Source organism: Bacillus sp. SIMBA_008 (assembly GCF_046535495.1).
Lineage (GTDB): Bacteria > Bacillota > Bacilli > Bacillales > Bacillaceae > Bacillus > Bacillus subtilis.
Window position 1 is genome coordinate 313,821 of the sequence record NZ_JAWRWL010000002.1, and the last position, 21,066, is coordinate 334,886.

Annotated in this window: 18 protein-coding genes, 1 riboswitch and 1 other annotated feature; all 18 genes read right to left on the minus strand. The window is 43.3% G+C overall.

The genetic code is table 11. From position 1 onward, the window contains the following. Window positions 1-132 precede the first annotated feature (132 nt). Window positions 133-2,898, minus strand: coding sequence for an isoleucine--tRNA ligase (gene ileS / locus SB658_RS07015; protein WP_015715852.1), 2,766 nt, complete (start codon window positions 2,896-2,898; stop codon window positions 133-135). Window positions 2,899-2,950: 52 nt separating this feature from the next. Next, window positions 2,951-3,177 (minus strand) — a binding site (T-box leader). A gap of 62 nt (window positions 3,178-3,239) precedes the next feature. Next, entirely contained in the window at window positions 3,240-3,734 is a 495-nt protein-coding gene (divIVA, locus tag SB658_RS07020) for a septum site-determining protein DivIVA (RefSeq protein WP_003221468.1), read from the minus strand. A gap of 93 nt (window positions 3,735-3,827) precedes the next feature. Continuing rightward, window positions 3,828-4,601 carry a YlmH family RNA-binding protein gene (locus SB658_RS07025; protein WP_015383612.1) on the minus strand — a complete coding sequence of 258 codons (774 nt, stop codon included), beginning with the start codon at window positions 4,599-4,601 and terminating at the stop codon, window positions 3,828-3,830. A gap of 60 nt (window positions 4,602-4,661) precedes the next feature. Then, window positions 4,662-4,934: a YggT family protein gene (locus tag SB658_RS07030; protein ID WP_003221463.1), complete on the minus strand. Its 273-nt coding sequence runs from the start codon at window positions 4,932-4,934 to the stop codon at window positions 4,662-4,664. 6 nt (window positions 4,935-4,940) lie between these two features. Next, entirely contained in the window at window positions 4,941-5,396 is a 456-nt protein-coding gene (sepF, locus tag SB658_RS07035; RefSeq protein WP_003244791.1) for a cell division protein SepF, read from the minus strand. Beyond that, complete coding sequence (locus SB658_RS07040; protein WP_003245324.1) at window positions 5,393-6,085, minus strand: YggS family pyridoxal phosphate-dependent enzyme; 693 nt, start codon at window positions 6,083-6,085, stop codon at window positions 5,393-5,395. Before SB658_RS07040 ends, sepF begins: the two co-directional genes overlap by 4 nt. 6 nt (window positions 6,086-6,091) lie before the next feature. After that, window positions 6,092-6,928, minus strand: coding sequence for a peptidoglycan editing factor PgeF (gene pgeF / locus SB658_RS07045; protein WP_072174067.1), 837 nt, complete (start codon window positions 6,926-6,928; stop codon window positions 6,092-6,094). A gap of 162 nt (window positions 6,929-7,090) precedes the next feature. Then, window positions 7,091-7,336 carry a YlmC/YmxH family sporulation protein gene (locus SB658_RS07050; RefSeq protein WP_003232153.1) on the minus strand — a complete coding sequence of 82 codons (246 nt, stop codon included), beginning with the start codon at window positions 7,334-7,336 and terminating at the stop codon, window positions 7,091-7,093. Window positions 7,337-7,418: 82 nt separating this feature from the next. Further along, a complete protein-coding gene (gene ylmB / locus SB658_RS07055; RefSeq protein WP_072175967.1) occupies window positions 7,419-8,699 on the minus strand; it encodes an N-formyl-4-amino-5-aminomethyl-2-methylpyrimidine deformylase in 1,281 nt (426 codons plus the stop codon). 87 nt (window positions 8,700-8,786) lie between these two features. Next, window positions 8,787-8,888, minus strand: a riboswitch (TPP riboswitch). A gap of 12 nt (window positions 8,889-8,900) precedes the next feature. Beyond that, a complete protein-coding gene (locus tag SB658_RS07060) occupies window positions 8,901-9,695 on the minus strand; it encodes an ABC transporter ATP-binding protein (RefSeq protein WP_021479328.1) in 795 nt (264 codons plus the stop codon). Window positions 9,696-9,842: 147 nt separating this feature from the next. Continuing rightward, on the minus strand, window positions 9,843-10,625 hold the full coding sequence (gene sigG, locus SB658_RS07065; RefSeq protein WP_009967190.1) for an RNA polymerase sporulation sigma factor SigG: 783 nt from the start codon (window positions 10,623-10,625) through the stop codon (window positions 9,843-9,845). 139 nt (window positions 10,626-10,764) lie between these two features. After that, window positions 10,765-11,484 carry an RNA polymerase sporulation sigma factor SigE gene (gene sigE / locus SB658_RS07070; protein ID WP_003221446.1) on the minus strand — a complete coding sequence of 240 codons (720 nt, stop codon included), beginning with the start codon at window positions 11,482-11,484 and terminating at the stop codon, window positions 10,765-10,767. A 62-nt stretch (window positions 11,485-11,546) separates the two neighbouring features. After that, the gene (spoIIGA, locus tag SB658_RS07075; RefSeq protein WP_003232163.1) at window positions 11,547-12,476 is read right to left on the minus strand and encodes a sigma-E processing peptidase SpoIIGA; all 930 of its coding nucleotides are present in this window, start codon (window positions 12,474-12,476) and stop codon (window positions 11,547-11,549) included. 193 nt (window positions 12,477-12,669) lie between these two features. Then, window positions 12,670-16,971 carry a bacillopeptidase F gene (locus SB658_RS07080; protein WP_124059835.1) on the minus strand — a complete coding sequence of 1,434 codons (4,302 nt, stop codon included), beginning with the start codon at window positions 16,969-16,971 and terminating at the stop codon, window positions 12,670-12,672. 302 nt (window positions 16,972-17,273) lie between these two features. Continuing rightward, on the minus strand, window positions 17,274-18,422 hold the full coding sequence (gene ftsZ / locus SB658_RS07085; RefSeq protein ID WP_003232167.1) for a cell division protein FtsZ: 1,149 nt from the start codon (window positions 18,420-18,422) through the stop codon (window positions 17,274-17,276). Between the two features lie 35 nt (window positions 18,423-18,457). Further along, entirely contained in the window at window positions 18,458-19,780 is a 1,323-nt protein-coding gene (gene ftsA, locus SB658_RS07090) for a cell division protein FtsA (protein WP_003232169.1), read from the minus strand. 173 nt (window positions 19,781-19,953) lie between these two features. Next, a complete protein-coding gene (locus tag SB658_RS07095) occupies window positions 19,954-20,319 on the minus strand; it encodes a small basic family protein (RefSeq protein ID WP_003238683.1) in 366 nt (121 codons plus the stop codon). 17 nt (window positions 20,320-20,336) lie between these two features. Next, window positions 20,337-21,044, minus strand: a complete 708-nt coding sequence (locus SB658_RS07100; protein ID WP_032725658.1) for a DUF881 domain-containing protein — start codon at window positions 21,042-21,044, stop codon at window positions 20,337-20,339. Between the last annotated feature and the right edge of the window lie 22 nt (window positions 21,045-21,066).

The following is a 21,066-nucleotide window of genomic DNA, read 5'->3' on the forward strand; positions in this document are numbered from 1 at the left end:
CTGCTCTTAACGTAGTATCTTTATTGTTGCCTGTGAATGATGATCTAAAGCCCATAAGATTTTTCCTTTCGTTCTAAAGGATGTCACTCTTGGCACAAAAAAAGCCCGGCTTTTACGCCGGGCTCTTTTGCATTATTTTTGATAGTATTTTTCAACGATTTCAGCGTTGCGTAATGAAAGTGTAGGATATTTCGGATTTGCCCCTACATCTTTTGAAATCACACGAGATCTCTCACACATTTCGCCTTCCGCTTTCTCGACAGCGATTTTACCCGTCGCAAAGCTTTGCGCATCGTTCGGCGCTTCATTTTCTTCGCTGATTGTCAGTTCAGACACAATAAACAGCTGAGAAAGGTTTTCTTTTATGGAAGCCAAGAGCTCCTTGTTTTCTTTGTTTGGATACAATTTCAGGTTTGCTTCCAAAGATTTACCGATAATTTTTTCATTTCGCGCAGTTTCTAATGCTTTCAACACGTCATCACGAAGAGCCATAAAGCGGTCAAATTTTTCTTCAGTCGCTTCACTGTTTGGAACCGCGATTGTTTCCGGCATATCGGTCAGCTGAACGCTCTGCTCTTCAACAAATGTTAAATGAGACCACAATTCGTCTGCCGTATGTGGAAGGATAGGCGCTGAAAGCTTCACTAATGCAAGAAGCGTTTCGTAGAATACTGTCTGCATGCTGCGTCTATCCGGATGATCCGCATGCTCGATGTAGACAATATCTTTTGCAAAATCAAGGTAGAATGAGCTCAATTCGATTGTGCAGAAATTATGAATGCTGTGATACACAACCGCAAATTCGTACTCATCATACGCTTTTTTCACTTTATCAATCAGCTTGTTCAGCTTAATCAGCATATACTGATCCACTTCACGAAGATCTTCGACAGCCACCGCATTTGTTTTTGGATCAAAATCGAAAAGGTTGCCGTGAAGGAAACGGAACGTGTTGCGGATTTTACGATATACTTCCGCAACTTGCTTCAGAATAGCGTCAGACACGCGAACGTCCGCCTGATAATCCACCGAAGATACCCATAATCTTAAGATGTCGGCACCAAGCTGTTTCATGACTTTAGCCGGAACAACAACGTTACCGATTGATTTACTCATCTTGCGTCCTTCTCCATCCAGTGCGAACCCATGGCTGAGCACACCTTTATACGGCGCTTTCCCTGTTACGGCTACTGCTGTAGAAAGAGAAGAGTTAAACCAGCCGCGATATTGGTCAGATCCCTCTAGGTATAAATCAGCCGGGCGAACGAGGTCATCACGTTCTTCAAGCACTGCTTGATGTGAAGAGCCTGAATCAAACCAAACATCCATGATATCCTGTTCTTTTGTAAATGTGCCGTTCGGGCTGCCAGGATGCGTAAAGCCTTCCGGAAGAAGATCCTTTGCTTCTTTTTCAAACCAAATGTTTGATCCGTGCTGTCTGAACAATTCAGAAACATGTTCAATGGTTTCATCTGTAATAATCGGTTCTCCGTTTTCAGCGTAAAATACTGGAATCGGCACACCCCACGCACGCTGTCTGGAAATACACCAGTCTCCGCGGTCCCGAACCATGTTGTGCAAACGCTGCTCGCCCCATTCAGGAACCCATTTGGTTTCTTTAATGGCATCCAGCAGGTCTGATCTGAAATCTTTAATAGACGCAAACCATTGCGCTGTCGCTCTGAAAATGGTTGGTTTTTTCGTTCTCCAATCATGCGGATAAGAATGAGTAATGAATTCAAGCTTCACAAGTGCGCCTTTTTCATCAAGCTGCTGTGTGATCGCTTTGTTTGCATCATCATAGAACATGCCTTCAAAGCCAGGAGCTTCGCTTGTCATTACACCTTTTTCATCGACCGGGCAAAGCACATCTAAACCATATTTTTGGCCGATGATAAAGTCATCTTCCCCATGTCCTGGCGCTGTATGAACACAGCCTGTTCCGGCATCAGTTGTTACGTGTTCACCAAGCATAACGAGAGAGTCTCTGCCATATAGCGGGTGTTCAGCGATAATGTTCTCAAGGTCTTTCCCTTTGACCGTTCTTGTCACTTCATACTGATCAAATCCGCATGCCGATGCAACATTTTCGACTAATGCACTTGCTACGACAAAGCGGTCATCACCTACTGCAATCACGCTGTACTCAAGATCAGGGTGCACTGAGATTCCGAGGTTCGCCGGAATTGTCCAAGGCGTTGTTGTCCAAATGATGATGCGCTCGCCGTTTTCAAGAACGCCTTTTCCGTCTTTTACACCAAAAGCGACGTAAATAGATGCTGAACGTTTGTCTTGATATTCGATCTCGGCTTCAGCCAGAGCAGACTCACTTGAAGGTGACCAGTTAACCGGTTTAAGGCCTTTGTAAATGTAGCCTCGTTTTGCCATTTCACCAAATACGCGGATTTGCTGCGCTTCGTATTCCGGTTTTAATGTCACATATGGGTTTTCCCAGTCACCGCGGACACCAAGACGTTTGAATTGCTCACGCTGTCCCTCGATTTGCTTCCAAGCGTACTCTTCGCATAGTTTGCGGAATTCCGCTACTGACATTTCTTTGCGGTTGACCTTTTTGTTTTTTGTCAGAGCTGTTTCAATTGGCAATCCGTGTGTATCCCAGCCCGGCACATACGGTGCGTTGTAGCCGCTCATTGATTTATAGCGGACAATGAAGTCTTTCAAAATCTTGTTAAGTGCATGGCCCATATGGATGTCGCCGTTTGCATACGGAGGTCCGTCATGTAAAACAAATTTCGGGCGGTCTTTCGTCCGTTCCTGAACAAGACGATAGATATCCTCTTCCTCCCATTTTTTTTGAATGTCAGGCTCACGGTTTGGCAAATTTCCACGCATCGGGAAATCTGTTTTCGGCATTAAGAGCGTGTCTTTAAAATCCATTTTCATTCCTCCACTGCATTTTTTCAGAAAATAAAAAAAGCCCTCTCATCCCATAAGGGACGAGAAAGCTTATCTCGCGGTACCACCCTTTTAGAAAAAGCAAGCATACACTTTTTCCTCTTGAGCATCGTAACGTGATGAACGTCCTAACCTACTGTGAGTTCAGCAAGGAAACTAAAGGGCTGATCTACATGATTCCGGCCATCCCGGACTCTCACCATCTCCGGGTCGCTATGAAGGCCTGAAGGAAACATGACTGTCCCTTTCAACCGTTTTTTCATCTGAATTTATGAACGTATTATATTCGACAAGCTAAGAAAATGTCAAGATAATCAGAGAATTTATTCCTTTTCCTCAAATACAGCGTCGACTTCATACTCAAGGAGATGATCCCAATCGTCATTTTTCAGAAGATCAAGCTGAGCTTCAATCAGCATTTGGAAACGTGTTCTGAACACTTTAGACTGTTTTTTCAGCTCTTCAATTTCCATTGCAATTTTTCTTGATTTTGATAACGATTCGTTGATAATGCGATCAGCGTTTTTCTCCGCTTCCCGAACAATCAGCTTTGCCTCTTTTTGAGAATTGCGTTTTACGTCTTCAGCCGCTTCTTGAGCAACTAAAATTGATTTATTCAATGTTTCCTCAATATTGGCAAAGTGTCCGATTCTTTCATCTAGTTCATTGACTTTCGCTTCAAGCTCAGTTTTCTTGCGGAGAACAATTTCGTAATCTTTTCTGACTTGGGCTAGGAATTCATTTACTTCATCTTCATCATATCCGCGAAAACTTTTTGTAAACGTCTTGTTGTGAATATCATTTGGCGTTAATGGCATGATGCCACCTCCATTTTTACATTTCAGTACGGTTATCTAGTTCACATTATAAAACAAATTTCGCACAGATGGAGAAAAAAACTGAAAAACCGACTATTTTTGTCGTTCAAACGTAACTCTCCATTTGTCTTTTTTGGTTTTCCCTTCGATTTTTGTTAAGCTGCACCGGCCAAAACCTCTGATTGACAGCATGTCCCCTTCCGCGACTATGTATGAAGGATCTTCAACCACCTTCCAGTTCACTTTCACAAGGCCGTTTTTCACAAGCGTCTGTGATTTCTGGCGGGATTGCCTGCTCATAGAGGCGCAGACGGCGTCAAGCCTTAAAGAAGAAACCGTGTCATCTCTTATTTCGACATCAACTGCTGGAATGTTAAGGTCTGACAAGTCGATTTTCTCTAGGCTGACCGCCGCTTTGCCTGCTTGGGTCAGCTGTGCAGCCACAAAATCAGCGGTATCGGCTGAGACAATCAATTGCACTGCTGTCTCAGAAAACACGATGTCACCGAATTTTTGCCGCTTTAATCCTATGCCCATTAATGCACCAAGCAGAGAACGATGATCTACTGAGACAAACTTGTCAGCATAACGGACGTTAAACGCCTGCAGTTCAAAATCTGATTCTTCCGGAGTAATGTACTCTGGATACAGAATCGCCCGTTTCCGCTCCGCTCTGTCATAGCCGCCGGAAAAGGCAAGCCCGACATCTGCCTGTCCCGTAACAGCAGAGAGGATGACCTGCTCTCGGGGATCTAAAAAGTCGGTCAGCTTCATCCTGTACTGCTCCTGGACAATTCTTTTCCATTCGAGCGCTTGATCAATAAAGGCCCGCTCGTCTTTTCTGAAGTGCTGATATATATCGCTCATCGTCTTTCCCTTCTATGTAAAGAGGCTTGGCTGCTGCCAAGCCCCTATCAAACTGTCACATTAAAACGCAATCATGCGATAAAGCCCCCACAAGCCGGTTGTCGCAAACCGAAGCACAAGTATTGCTACGATTGGTGAAATATCCAGCATTGCAATCGGAGGAATGATTTTTCTGAATGGTTCGAGATATGGTTCACAAATCGAAGCCAAAAAACGCCCGACTGCTGTTTCCCTCGTACTCGGCACCCATGACATAAAAATATATATGATCAGGGCAAATGAGTATATTGTGATTAATAAGCTTAAAACCGAAAAAACTTGATAAAGGATCATCTCGCTTTACCACCTCTGATGTTCGTCTTCAGATATGAGCTCAGAAATTGTGCCTGATACATCTACGTTGTCAGGCGTGCAGAGGAAAATATCTGAGCCGATTCTTTGAATATCGCCGCCGATGGCATAAACGGTTCCGCTTAAAAAGTCAACAATCCGCTTCGCCTGGTCATGCTGTATCCGCTGAAGATTGACGACAACTGCCCGCCGGTTCTTCAAATGGTCGGCTATTTCCTGCGCCTCCGCATAAACGCGCGGCTCACTCAACACCACTTTAGAGGATTTCTGAACACTTTGCAAGCTCACTACATTCTGTTTGCCCGCAGGTTTATTCCCGTTGTAAGCCGGCTTTTCTTTTTGCTCATGCTCCTCATGAGATTCCCGCTCTGTCTCAATATATTCATATTCGTATTCTTCATCTTCCATTGAGAAAAAGTTTTTCAGTTTATTTTTCATACTCATTGCTGTACACCCCCTGTTTCATTTCCGACTAACGATGAGCCGATTCTAATATAAGTAGCTCCTTCTTCAATTGCAATTTCAAAATCATTTGACATGCCCATCGACAGTTCAGTACACGGAGCGTTCGGCTGGTTCAGCTTCTGAACCTGGTCACGGAGTTCTCTCAGCGACCTGAAACAGCTTCTGATCTGATCTTGATCATCAGTCAGCGGAGCCATTGTCATCAGCCCGGCAACAAGGATATGTTCGAAACCGGAAAGCTCCTGTATGAATGGAATGACTTCTTCTTTTTTCATGCCGTGTTTAGAAGGCTCAAGAGAGGTATTGACCTGCACAAAGCATCGTACAGTACCTTCAGCCCGTTTTTCAATTTCTTTCGCTAATGAGAGCCGGTCTAGGGAATGGATATAGGAAACCGAATTGACGACAGATTTTGCTTTTCTTGATTGCAGACTGCCGATAAAATGCCATTCCGGATTCCCTTTCATCAATTCCTGTTTGCGGAGCAGTTCCGCATCCCGATTCTCTCCGAGGCAGGTGATGCCAGCATCTACTGCCTCCTGTGCTCTTTCAGGCGATACATATTTAGTGACTGCAATAACCGTAACTTCATCGGAGCTGCGGCCCGATCTGTTACATGCTTCGTTTATTCGTTCGTTTATATGTCGTAAATTATCAACAACACGCAAGATCTTTTATGCCTCCTTCATTCCGATAAAGGACATCATCCGTCCAGTTTTCCCCTGATCGCGGCGGTGAGAATAGAAAAGAGACGGCTCGCTTTCCGTGCATAAACCGCTGACAGAAATTTGTTCACTTGCCAAACCGCTGTCCATCAGTATAAGACGGTTCAGCTCTTTCAGATCAAGCTGATATTGTGCCTTTGCCGTCTGATTAACGGCAAGGTCTGCTGAAACCGGCAATGCGCGGACAGCATCAATTACGCGGTCGTCTACCGTATAGCATGCACCGCTGATAGACGGGCCAATAACAGCGTAAATATCTGAGGGATTTGAACCTTCCTTCTCAGTCCATTGTTTCACCATTTCTCTGCCAATCTGTTTGACGGTGCCTTTCCACCCGGCATGGGCGACTCCGACAAGCGACTTAACCGGATCATAAAAGAAAAGAGGCACACAATCAGCAAAGCATAATGCTAAAAATACATTTTTTTCATTTGTATAGAGCCCGTCCGTTGCTTTTAGAGCCGTGTGATACTCACGGGCGCCTTTTCCCCTATCCCTCTGCGTCACTTTCTGAACGCGATTATCATGTGTCTGATCAGCGAATACCCAAGACTGCAAATCAGTATTAAACATATCGGCAATATATTCACGATTTTTAACTACATCTGCATCTTTGTCATGAACGTGCAATCCTGTATTTAACGATTCAAAAGGCTTTTGGCTGACACCGCCGTTTTTTGTCGTAAATCCGGCAATGACCTCTTTGTTGTTTTGATTCGTTTGAGCCCAGTCTTGTATCATGAGTGTCGAGGGTGTGGTAAGACTGAATGGGTGATATGTATTCATGATGATCCAACCTTTCGACAAACATTTAAAAAAGCGGAATTTCCCACTTATTTTACCACATCTTACTGCATACGTTGAGCGCCGATTTGCATATTTCTAAATGAAATGTGCCGGAAGAATCGAGACTTCCGGCATTTGCCAATCTGCGGCAGACAAGCAGGTTTATGCATGTGGTTCACTTAATCGGACCAAGATTACATCTTCCCCGATTTTTACTATATTTCGCCATGGAATGACCAATTCCTCTTCTTTTCCAAAAAATCCGAGAACTTTCCCATTTCCTCCTAGTATGATCGCCTGAATTTTACCAGTGGTCACATTGATATCAATATCACCAATACTCCCCAGCTTTTTTCCGTTTGAGACATTGACGACATCCTTTACCTGAAATTCTGAAATGCTGATCATTCCATCACGTCCTTTTTCCGTCCTTTTGTTCAAGTATATGAACGGGCAGGCTGAACCTTGTCAGCAAGAAGAAATTTTCATGTCATTGTTCTTTTTTCCGGCTGCACCAGCTGATGATAAAATCGAGTATAATTTTTGTATACTCTACTAGCTGCTCAATCGATACCTTCTCGTTCACAGAGTGTGCATTGTGCAGATCTCCAGGACCGTATATTACGCATGGAATACCGGCATCATACAGCCATCCGCCATCTGTAACTGATTGAGAAACGTCAATAATTGGACACTCCCGTTTCACTTTCTCATGAGAGGCAGTTAGCGCTAAGACGCCTGGGTGGCCAGGGTCAACTTCCAATGCCGGAAAAATTTCTCCTCTGTCTTCTATCATAGATGAGCCTCCCCACTTGAATACAGGGCGGTTTTCCCTAAGCCAAATATCACTGTCACTCAGCCGATTGACGTAATCTTCTATTTCCGCTGCCACTTGGTCATGAGTTTCATTCGGATAAAAATGGACTGTGATCCACAGCCGGCATTCGTCCGCTATAAAAGCCGCATGTCTGCCGCCTTCTATAACAGCCGGGTTAATTGTATTTGTTCCAGGTTTAAAGCCGGGATAACTTTTCATAATAGACCAGTGGCGCTCAAGTTCACCGAGCCCCGCAATGATTTTCGCCATTTTTTCAATTGCGCTTGCTCCGAATGTTCCTCCCCCTGCGTGGATCATATTCCGTCTCGTTCCATCATGAAATGTTTGACTGCTTTTGATTTCGATCCAGCCTGTAATGACACCGCCTTGGCCTTGAATATGCATATCGCTCGTATCCGCGACAATTGCAAAATCAGCGTGGTAGCCCCTCTTGCAGCATTCAAGCGTGCCGGCTTCTCCAACTTCCTCCCCGATAACCGATTGCAGAATCAGATCACCGGGAAGTTCAATGCCTGCTTCACGAATCAATTTGACAGCAAACAACACACAAGCCATTCCGCCCTTCATATCGGAAGCGCCTCGACCGATTAAGAGACCGTTTTTTTCAATTGGATGAAATGGATCATGCTCCCATTCTTCATCCTCTTTTACCTCTGCCACATCTACATGGCCATTGATAATCAGGCTATAATAATCTGCTGAATCTGTTCCTTTTAGCTTCCCTACAACATTGGGATCTCCAGGGTACACATCCCATTTGTCGATCGAGAATCCCAATTCATTTAAATATCCCGCAATCCATGACTGAATGCCCTCTGTATTTCTTGCAGGCGGAGCAGGTGTTTGATAAGAAATTAGCGTTTTCGCAAGCTGAATAAGCTCCTCCTTATGTTCTTCCACTTTTTTTTGCAAAGAGTCTATTTGTTGATCCAATGTAAATCCGCTCCTATTCTTTAAAATCAAATAAGCCGTTTCAAATGTGATGAAACGGCTTAATAAAAACAATCGGAGTCCGATGTACTCCCCTTTTCACCGCTTCCCTCCGCTGGCATGATCCAGATCAGGTCAAAAGGGTTGAGACAAAGTCTCTCTCAGCTTCGCAAAGCACCCCTAGGATGAATCTATATATATTTGTCAGGCATTCGTTATCGGCTCAGCTCTAGTTAAAAACGGCCGATCCTGATTCCATAATACATGGATTGGCGTATCAAAAAAAGCGGAAAGTATTTGATCAGTAAGCATTTCCTTTATTTCTCCGGATCCAAAGACCTCTCCCTGTTTTAATAAAAGGGCTTTATCAAAGACAGGCAAAATTTCTTCAGCATGATGAGTCACATAAAGGATAGATGGTGCATTTTCTTTGTTTGCAATGTATGTAATCGTATCTAACAGCTTTTCCCGGGCAATAAAATCCAATCCTGTGACTGGTTCATCCAGTATCAGCAACTCCGGATCGGCCATTAGTGCTCTAGCAATCAACGCTCTTTGTTTTTCCCCTTGAGAAAGGGTTTCATAGCGGCGATCGGCATATTCAATTGCTCCCAAGTCCTCTAACAAACCAATCGCTTTTTCCCTGGTTTTCTTACTTGGCGTTTCATATAACCCAATCGAAGCGTAAGCTCCGCTCAAAGCAATTTCAAAGGCTGAATCTGCCGGATACAATTTTTGCTGAAGAGCTGCTGAGACGAGGCCAATTTTACGTCTGAGCTTTTCCCCAAGCTCTGTTTTGCCAAATTCATGGCCAAGCACCTGCATCTCGCCTGATGTTGGAAAATAATAAGAGCAAAGCATATTTAACAGCGCTGTCTTCCCGGCGCCATTTAGGCCGTAAAGCACCCAATTTTCCTTTTCTTCCACCTTCCAATGAATATCTCTCAGTATCCATTTCCCATTCCGTTTTAGTGAGACATTGTCAAGCTGCAAAATCATCGTGGTCCTCCTCTTTATTGCCTTTTATAATTGTTTTAATTTTCATAAAACTTTGTACGAACTAGGATACCTTACTTTTCCCAAAACGTAAACCATCCGTAATCAATAGAAAAGCCTTTAAAACAACATCGTTTTAAAGGCTTTTCATTATTGATGAATATTTTTATTCATTTGTTTGATAGCCGCTTTTTCAAGTCTGGACACCTGCGCTTGAGAAATTCCGATTTCCTCGGCGACTTCCATTTGGGTTTTCCCTTGGAAGAATCGCTTTCTCAAAATCATTTTTTCCCTATCGTTCAGCCTTCTCATGCCCTCTTTTAAAGCCAGCTCTTCAATCCATTGTGAATCTGTATTACGCTCATCACTGATTTGGTCCATCACATAGATCGGGTCTCCGCCGTCGTTATAGATCGGTTCAAATAGAGAAACCGGATCCTGGATGGCATCAAGCGCAAATACAATTTCCTCATGCGGTACTTCAAGAACTTTTGCGATGTCTTCTGCAGTCGGCTCCTTGCTTGTCTCACTGATTAACCGCTCTCTTACCTGAAGCGCCTTGTAAGCGATGTCCCGGAGTGATCTTGAGACACGGATCGGGTTATTATCACGTAAATACCTGCGGATCTCTCCGATAATCATAGGTACAGCGTATGTTGAAAACTTAACATTGTGGCTTAGGTCAAAATTATCAATGGATTTCATTAGTCCGATGCAGCCGACTTGAAATAAGTCATCAACATACTCCCCTCTGTTATTAAATCGTTGAATGACACTTAAGACAAGACGCAAGTTCCCGTTTACAAGCTTTTCTCTTGCTGAATCATCGCCTTCATCCTGCAGCTGCCTAAACAGCTTTCTCATCTCTTCATTCTTGAGTACTGGTAATTTGGAGGTATCCACCCCGCAGATTTCGACTTTATTTCTCGACACTTTTTTCCCTCCCTACAGGAGCTGCTGTACAACGTTAAGTATCTCCTTGGGTGGGAAAAATATGCACTGCACTCAGACCGAAAAACTGTCGAAATCAGGAAATCCCTGTAAAATCAAGGGGTTCTAACCATAAAATTTTTCACACCATTTTGTTGAACTCTTTTCTCAATCTTTTTATAATTCTTTTCTCAAGCCGCGAAATATAAGACTGAGAAATCCCCATCATATCCGCTACATCCTTTTGGGTTTTTTCTTCTTCACCGACAAGCCCAAACCGCAGCTCCATAATTTGCTTTTCTCTCTCATTAAGCTGTTCAAGCGCTTTTTTCAAAAGCTTTTTATCGACGTTAGCTTCTATGTCTTTAGTGATGATGTCATCGTCAGTGCCGAGCACATCAGAAAGCAAAAGCTCATTGCCGTCCCAATCAATATTAAGCGGTTCATCAAAGGAAACCTCTGAACGGATTTTGTTATTTCTTCTTAAATACATCAGGATTTCATTTTCTATACACCGGGAGGCATAGGTAGCAAGCTTGATTTTCTTTTCTGGATTGAATGTATTCACAGCTTTGATTAGACCGATGGTACCGATGCTGATTAAATCCTCTATATTAATTCCCGTATTTTCAAATTTACGGGCGATATATACGACCAGACGCAAATTGCGTTCAATTAGAATGGCGCGCGCCGCCTGATCGCCGTTTGGGAGCTTCATTAACAAAACCTGCTCCTCATCTTTAGATAATGGAGGCGGCAGGGCTTCACTCCCGCCTATGTAATAGACTTCATCACTTTTCAGCCCAAGTTTCATCAGCAGCTTATACCAGAGGTGCGTCAACCGTAATTTCAGTTTTTTCATCTTCCTCTCCCTTCTAAATGTCACGCCGTTTGAGTATGATAAGTAACGGACATTTGCGAACATTATGAAACGTGTTTGACAGCCTTGCCCGAAAGCATTTTCGGATGAATAATCGCGTCAAACTCTCCATCTGCCGACAGCTTTGTTGTGCTGATGCCGATTAAACATTTATCTGCAGAGATCATTTCTTCTTTTGTCATAATCGTTACGTGATCCGGTTTAACGCATAATAAAAATTGATTTTGCTGACCAACTCCCCTGTATGGAATCAACCTCATTTTATCTAAAAAGCGAAAGGAATCATCGAGCTGTTCGATGGCTTCCAATGGGTCTGTGTTTCGAATGATCATCGTTTCGGCTGTTCCGAAAATCGGCTCCAGTTTATCAATGTAAATGATCATTACCGGTGTTTTTGTAAGAGGATCGTACAGCTGATTACCGGAATCAATCAGGCCTCTGACATGAAGTGTTTGGCTGCCCAAATCTGCCTGCACGCTGACTCGTTCCTCATATTGAATGTTTTTTGTTTCAATATCTTCAATTCTTCTTTTAGAAAAAAACCATAATGCTGGAAAGCCACCAACAATAAACAACCAGCTGATCGGGTCTCCAAACCCTGTTTGATTGGTAATCATGACACCGTTTTGAACAATAGAATTTGACTGCAGCAAAGAATGGGCTCCTATAATTCCTCCCCCCATTAAAAAAGTGGCAAAATAAAAGGAAAACAAATTTTGAAAGAAAAACCGAAATCTTTTAAAGCCAAATGTCACCACCACAATCACAACTGAAAAAGCTAGCTTCCCAGCCGGATGTTCAACAATCGGCGAAAAAGGAGTAAACATCAAAAGGACAATACTGGAACCGATGAACGCTCCGCCTACCAGTCTTCTTTTTTTTACATGCCTTTTTAAAATAAATGCCGTGAGCAAAAGCAAAAGTGCATCAAAACAAAAGTTTAACAGCCAAATGACATCTAAATAGATTTTCACATCTGACTCCTTTCTTTCTTGCCTCACGCTGTTCCCTGCTTGCTTCATAAGTATAAAGCAAGCTCTGTGGGAAAGTCTGTCAATTAATGTTGAGAGGAAAATACAATTTTTCAGGGAAATCTGCTTAATTTGTCGAGGAAGTGTAATGAGAGGATATATAAAAAAGCTGCCAATGACGGCAGCTTTTTTCCACTTAATTTTCTGTGTTGATATTAAGTTTTCCATTCGCAGTTTTTCTTGTTTCATTTCCATAATCATCTCTTACGATCACTTCTACTTTTGCTCCTTTTGCTTTAATAGAAGAAGTGGCTGTCCAATAGCCTTCATATCTTCCCGGAGAAATTTCTCTTAACGGGAGTTCGGTGGCGTTTTGCACACTCGCTCTTGCATTTGTCAGCGGCATACGAATGATAAACGTTGCATCTAAATCCTCAGCGCTTGAGAAAGCGATTTTCACAGATTCACCGGCTTTTAAGTTTTTATCCTCTCCCGGAATTAAGCCGGAAATGACAGGCTTATCAAAATTGACATCAATGACAGCCTTTTTCGTCGTTTTGTTGCCTGCTAAGTCTGTAGCAATCACCTTGATTTCATTGCTTCCATTCTCCAAAAGAATCCGGGCTGAGTATGAACCATCGGTTATTGTTGCTTTTTTGCCATTCACCTTGACGTCTTTCAGATTGTCATCGGATACAGCCCCTTTGACAGTCAGCGTTTCTTTATTTGTTTTCCCGCCATCCTTTGGAGTGTCCAGCGTTAACTCAGGCTTTTCTTGATCAAGCGTGACCGTGATTGGGCTGGAGGCATCTGTTGTTCCGTTGTCAGTTGATGCAATTGCCGTCAGCTCATTTTCACCCTTGTTGAGTGTGATGCCTGCATGGAACGTGCCATCCGCGGCAGTTTTTGTTTCTCCTGCTTCTTTCTCTCCATTATAAATGTGTACCGTTGTACCAGGAGAAGCGTTTCCTTTTACAGTGACGCTATCCTTATTTGTGTATGATTTGTCTGTCGGTGAAGTAATCTCAGGTACAGCAGCTTCATAATTAACTAATGCGCGAATCATATAGTTGCCGTCTGCTTCGTCACCCGGCTCCCATTGTCCACCTATATACTGCCAGTTGCGGCCGGAATTCTTGCCGGTTTCATCCATTGCCAGTCCAGGTGAATACGGGTCAGGTTTCGACTGGATATATACGAGATAAAAATCTTTATCGACCATAATCCCTTTTGAACTGAGATCTACCTTAGTCCACTCGCCATTGCGAAGAGCTTCCGCGTTAAATGGCCCTGCAATTTTCTTGCCCGGTGCTCCGTCTTTTCCTGTGGCATCGTATACCTCAACCTTAAACTCTGTGCCGCCGGGATCAGGGAACTCTGTGTCCCAGAATCTGAACAGCCCTCCTGTAAGCATGCCTTTGTCCTTGCCGTCAGCGAGCGTCATTTTTACCGCCCATCCGTTACCGGCAGCAAAATAGGAATTGGCATTCTCCGCTGTTCCGTCATCATATGCAATTTCACCCGGATAACCGACGAAAGGCTTCAATGCAGTTTCTTTTGTAACATCACCTTTTAACTCAACGGAAAATTCATCACTGTAATAACCCGGTGCAGCGACTTTAATCGTATAAGCGCCTTCATAGGCCTCCAGCGTATATTCACCTTTATCGTTTGTCATAGCCGGTTCCACCGCAGCATCCTCTACAACATAAACGGAAGCGCCTTTTACCGGCTCTCCTGTCGTTTTATTGATGACCGTGCCTTTTAATGTGCCCTTCTTCATCTCTTCTAACGTAAAATTAGCTTGTGTCGTCTGATCCGTCTTTAAAGACACTTTTTGTGTTTTCGACTGATAACCATATGCTTCTGCCATAAGCGTATAGTCTCCCGCTTTGTGCTTCAGCGTGTACTGCCCTGTGGATTGATCTGAATATGTTGATTTTCCTGTTTCCACTACACTGACTTGTGCCCTGAGCGGCAAAACTTGAGGCTGTATAGCCTTGTTCTGATGTTTTACCGCTGTGTTTGCAGATGGCTTAGCCTTTTTCGGATTTACTGGCTTTTTCTTTTGCTTTCCAGACGGCTTTTCGACGCCCAGCTTATTCTTTTTGACTGTTTTTCCGGCTGATTTGTCAGAAAGCACTACATCATCAATGTACCAGCCCTCTTTTGCAATGCTTTCATCTGATTGAAGGTTAAACATCACTTGAATGTTTTGACCTTTATAAGCCGATAAATCAATTTCTTCGTCCGTCCAGCTTGATGTCTTTCCGTTATAGACACCAGCCTGCTCCCAATTCTTTTCACCTTCCGGAAGAACAAAAACGTAGCCGTAATCAAAATCATCCTCTAAATTGTGCCAGCTTTTAAATTGAAGGAACAGACTTCCTGAATCAGGTACTTTAACAGGAGGCATAACAAGGTTCATGTTTGCTGAGTTGGCATAATTTCCTGTCAAATTCGTTCCATATACTTTTTCTCCGGATGCTGCTGTATTTGGGCCAGTTGACGGAACTCCCCATTCCCAGTTATTATTTGTTCCGCTCGCAACCCAGCCGCCGGGTGCAGTTTCAAAGTCCTGCTTATATCCCGCCGTGATGCTTGGTTTCACTGTTACATCGTATATGTCAGACGAAACGACATGACCGCCAAAATCGTGAATCATCCACTTATAGCTTAGTTTAGTTCCTTTTATATCTGGGATCTCTGCCTGATACGTTCCTTTTAGATGATCACCGCTGATTCGTTTAGCTGTTATTTCTGTCCATTCACCTTGATCAAGCTTGTAGGACAGCTTTACAGATGTCACACTCACATTGTCTTCAGCTGTCAAAGTCAATGGCAGGCTGCCACCTTCATAGGCTTCAGTTACTTTCTCATGCTGATAGACAGGAGGCTCTTGGTCATCCCCCTCTACAGAAACTTGTCCTTCCGCTTTCCCTAAACCATCTGTAACAGCGGATACAGCATCAAAAGCATTCACCAGACCATGGCCATATCCGTTATTCGGTGAATCAGGAAATGTTGAATCCGTGAGCGGTTCAGCCGTGCTGGTTAATATATCCTCCATCTCATCAACAGAAAGTGAGGCATTCGCCTGTTTTAGCAGTGCAGCAACAGCGGATACATGCGGCCCTGCCATTGATGTGCCGTCCCATCCATCCTCATATGTCTGACCGGGAACGGATGAACGAATATTTACGCCCGGTGCAGATATTTCCGGCTTTGTTTCATCATATGGAGATGGCCCTTGAAGAGAAAAGTCAGCGAGCTTTTTATTGATATCAGTCGCTCCAGTTGCAAACGATTCCGGATAGTTTGCCGGATTTGCGATAGAACCAGGCCCGCCGGGAATAAAGAGATCCGTATTCCCCGCTGAAAACTCAGGGAAAATATCGGCCGCACGCCAGGCATTGACCATGTCTCTGTACCATTCATCAAGTCCAGAGCCCCCTCCCCATGAGTTATTGACAACATCAGGAGCCATTTCCGGGTGGGGATTTCCTTCCGCGTCCTTTGGTGCTAAAACCCATTCACCAGCTTCCAAAATGTCAGCATCAGTGCCGCCATCTTCAGAGAACGCTTTAACAGCAATCCATTTTGCGCCAGGCGCTACACCGATTTGATTTGTTCCATCAGGTTCAGAGCCCACCATCGTGCCTGTCACATGGGTTCCATGAGCCAAATCATCATAAGGACTTGCCTCGCCTGCTACGGCATCATACCAGTTCATTTCATTTTCAGGCTCATTAGGATTTTCCGGATTATATCCGCGATATTTCTCTTTTAATGCCGGATGATTCCATTCCACCCCGGTATCAATGGACGCAACAACCGTGCCAGTTCCATCATATCCAAGTGCCCAAGCTTTTGGGGCTTCGATTTGGTCTACATTCCATTCCACACCGTCAGTTGCTTTAACAGCTTTCTGTGCTTTTTTCATATTAAATGGGGAGGATGACTTAAAAAGCTGCCGTTTCTCATTAGGAAGCACCTTTTCCACTTCGGGAAACTGCGCCACTTTTTCCATAACCTCTTTTGAGGCATGAACAGCAATCCCGTTCACCACATAATAAGAATGAATTTGGTCTGCATTTCCTTTATCTTTCTGGGTGTTCAAGTATTTTAGGACATCTTGCTGGGATTCATCGGCTGTGACTTTTAAAGATGACACAACAGCAGAACGCTTTTGATATTCCGTCTTAGCGGCAGACAGCTTCTTCGATTTCGCTTTTTTAACAGCCGCTTTTGCCGCTTTTTCTGTGTTAGCCTGATCTTTAAATTTAATCAGAAAAGTCGTTTTTTCTTTCTTTTTAAAGCTTTTCTTTAATGAACTCGAAATCTTGTTTTGAATAGATTCCGCAGATTGAAGCTCCTTTTTAACAGAAGGTGAGGTGACTTTACTGCTTGCCCCGGCTGCTCCCGGAAACAGCAGTGAACTGATGACAACTGTACTTAAAACAGAGCTGATGAGTCTGTTTTTCGTTTTTTTCTTCATTTTCATCCCCCTTTTTCAACATGCTTTTTAAAAAAAGTGTCGTCCCTCCTTTTAATAATGAATGGTTTGTCAGAACATCGCTGTATATTAACTGTAGACAATCTGAATTACAGATATTGTCGTTTCATGTCATTCAATTTCCATATATATGAAAATGATAAAAATGTCACAAAAATAAATAGGTCTAATTATCTGTTTTGTTACTAAGCGAAGGAAGTAATAGGGAAAAAGACTTTATAAGAAGGAAAGTGTGAAGAGAAAAACAAAAAAGGACAAAATCGAAAACGATTTTGTCCTTTACATTAGCCGCGTTTATTACGGTTTCTTAAGAATGTCGGGATGTCAAGCGTATCATCAGCCGGCTGTGAAGTATGACGGCTTACTGTGTTCTGCTGCTGAGGCTCCTCACGTTTTGGCTCACGCTTCGGAACACTTTGATTGTGTGTTTTGATGCTTTGATTTAAGCTTGGACGCTGAGGCTTCGTCACGTCCTTCTCTTGTTCGATAAAGCCGGTTGCAATCACTGTCACCACAATCTCATCTTTTAGATTCTCATTAATAACAGAACCGAAAATCATGTTTACGTCTTGATCAGATGCCGAAGCGACGATGTCTGCTGCTTCCTGAACCTCATATAGGCTGAGGTTAGTTCCCCCAGTGATGTTCATGAGGACACCTTGCGCACCGTCAATGGCCGCTTCAAGAAGCGGGCTGGAAATTGCTTTTTTTGCTGCCTCTGCCGCGCGATTTTCCCCAGTAGCAATACCGATACCCATCAAAGCAGATCCTTTGTTTGACATGATTGTTTTCACATCAGCAAAGTCAAGGTTGATAAGACCAGGTGTAGCAATTAAGTCAGAAATACCTTGAACCCCTTGGCGAAGTACGTTATCCGCTTCACGGAATGCTTCAAGCATCGGTGTGTTTTTATCAACAATTTCAAGGATACGGTCGTTCGGGATCACGATCAGTGTATCCACCGCTTCTTTCATTGCCGAGATTCCGCCTGCAGCCTGAAGCTGTCTTTTGCGTCCTTCGAAGGTAAACGGTCTTGTCACAACGCCGACTGTTAATGCGCCTAAGTCTTTCGCGATTTGTGCGATAACCGGTGCGGCACCTGTTCCTGTTCCGCCGCCCATACCAGCTGTCACGAATACCATGTCAGCACCTTTAAGTGCTTCTTCAATCTGCTCTTTGCTTTCTTCAGCGGCTTTTTTCCCGACTTCCGGATTCGCACCTGCTCCCAATCCTCTAGTCAGCTTTGCGCCGATTTGCATTTTCACTTCTGCTTTTGACAGGTTAAGAGCTTGAGCGTCCGTGTTTACCGCGATATACTCTACTCCTTGCACTTCATTTTCAATCATTCGGTTAACGGCGTTGTTACCGCCGCCTCCTACTCCGATTACTTTAATTGATGCTAAGCCGTCTATGTTTGTTTCGAACTCCAACATGCTAAATCCTCCTAATCTGCCGAATGACTATCTATCTATTCCCAAAACATGCTTAATAGTTTTTTCATTTTGCTCTGTTTATTATGTTCGGCTTGTGTTTTTTGTTTTCCTTTTGGCCGCTGCTGCACCTCATTTTGGTGATGATGCTGCTCTTGTTCCTCAGATGATGAGACTGCGATTTCCTGTATCGCTTCTTCAGGCATCTTAAAGCCTATTTTTCTGCCTTGGATTCTTGCATTCCGGCAGGCGAATTGGATCAGGCCCACTCCCGTCATATATTGAGGATCTCTTACACCGATATAATTCGGGCTTGCCACTCTGACATTGTTTTGCAGCACATCCTGTGCCAAAGACATGACACCCGGCATAGCTGCTTGTCCTCCTGTCAGCACGAAGCCTCCCGGCAGATCGGTAATTCCCATACTGCGAAGCTCTTCTGAAACAATTTCAAGAATTTCCTCTACTCTCGCTTCAATGATATTCGCTGCTTCTTGCTGTGTAAATGTTTGTTTTTGATTGGTGCCTATAACGGTTACCTCAAATATTTCATCTTCCGAGGCTTCGTCATAGTAGGCATGTCCAAATTGCTTTTTCACGCGTTCTGCTTCTTCTGTTGACGTTCTCAATCCGATGGAGATATCTTTGGTGATATTTTCGCCTCCGAGAGGAATGACACGGGTAGAAGTGAGATGTCCGTTCTGGAATACGGCAATGGTTGTTGACCCTCCCCCTATATCAATGAGAGCCACACCAAGGTTTTTCTCGTCCTTTGATAATGCAGCAGAACCGGCTGCCAGCGGCTGAAGGCAAATATCAGTTATTTCAATACCAGCTCTTTCAACGCAGCGGAGTAAGTTATGTAAGATTGTTTTTGAACCGGTGATCAAGGTGCCCTCTACTTCTAAACGCACACCCAGCATTTTTTTCGGGTCGGTGATTTCATCTCTTCCATCTACGATAAACTGTTTAGGAATGACGTCAACAATCAGCTGTTCATGCGGTACGGAAACAACCTGTGCCGCCTCCATGACACGGCGTACATCTTCAACCTGAATTTCTTTATTTTCACTGGAAACTGCTACAACACCGTTTGTATCTTGAATATTGATATAATTTCCATTAACGCCGACAATAGCTTTTCTAAGCGGAAAACCTACCATTCTTTCAGCTTGGTCAAACGCTTTTCTTATAGAATGAACGGTCTCATCTATATCAACGATTGAGCCTTTTTTCAACCCTTCAGACGGTACATTTCCCACACCGATAATATTAAGGGAATCATCTGTCATTTCTCCGACGATCACTTTTGTATTGGACGTACCGATGTCAAGACTGACGTAAAGTTCATTGTTGTTCATTCTATGGCACCTCCTCACATTTCGATCATTTCTATTCTATTATTTGCGGAACAACAATACAATGAATGTGGCTTTACAAGTGTGTAACAAAAAATAACAACAGAATATTTTTATGTGCTTTTCACATTTTATGTTTATTGAAAATATTCGTTATATCCTATGTATATCCTCTTTTATATCACATTTTTTTTATTTTTTTTAGAAAGAGTCCACTTTGTTAGTAGATTTCTTCTGATAACGGCTATATTCTGAAATAATCTGACTCCAAATGCGAATATACCTGCTAAATACAAGTCTACACCAAGATGGACTCCCAGAAAAGCTAAACTTATTGCCAATATAATATTAAAAAAGAAACCGGAAACAAATACCATTTCATCATATGTACCTTGTAAATGCGCCCTGATTCCGCCGATTAATGTATCAAGTGCGGCAAGCACCGCAAGCGATAAATAGTTTGAGTATTCACTCGGTATCGTTAAGTTTGTCATTAGTCCAATCGCTATTCCGAGCACCAGTCCCAACACGGGCAGCCACATGACAATTCTCCTCCTTTTCAGTCTTTAAGCAGTTTCAGCTGTTGTACGTCCAGTGGTCTGTCATATGCTTTTAATGTTAGTTTGCTTTCAGATTTACCGGCTTTTAATGCTAAATTTTCAGATGCAAAAAGATCCTCAAGGCCTGACCCCTTCACTCTGCTGTGTAACATGTCCGGATCTTTGGCAAGCACTTTTACTGTTAAAGGATAATCGTCAAGGGCGTATCCGTCTATTTTTGTAGTGCCGTTTATATCTCTGATGACTGTATGATTCACAACTCTTCGCTCGTTAATCGAGATATGCTCTGCACCGTAGGAGTTGAGTTCATTAATCAGCTTTTTCAGCAAATCCGGAGGCGGATTTTCGACCGGCTCTCCTGTTAAGCTTTCAGAAAAAAGCGGGGAAATCGTAATGACAATTCCGCTACCTGTTATATCGGTCATGCCGGCTGTTTTTTTTAAGGATTGCAAGGTATTATTTAGCGCGGTTTCTTTTGTCATTTCTTTCGTTTGCGAATAGCTATTCAGCAGTTTGTCATATTTGTTTATTTCAGCCAGCAGCTTTTCCTGCTTCTTCTGCTCTGATGTCAGCTCTTCCCTAATATCCCACATATCTCTTGTATCCCGGACTTTGGGGTGCTTTAACGAATTAAACTGAACAGATATCATCAGGCCGAAGATGACCATAAGCACACTGATGCTTATGAAGGAACGCTTTATTTTCAATCTATTTCACCCGCTTTTTCAG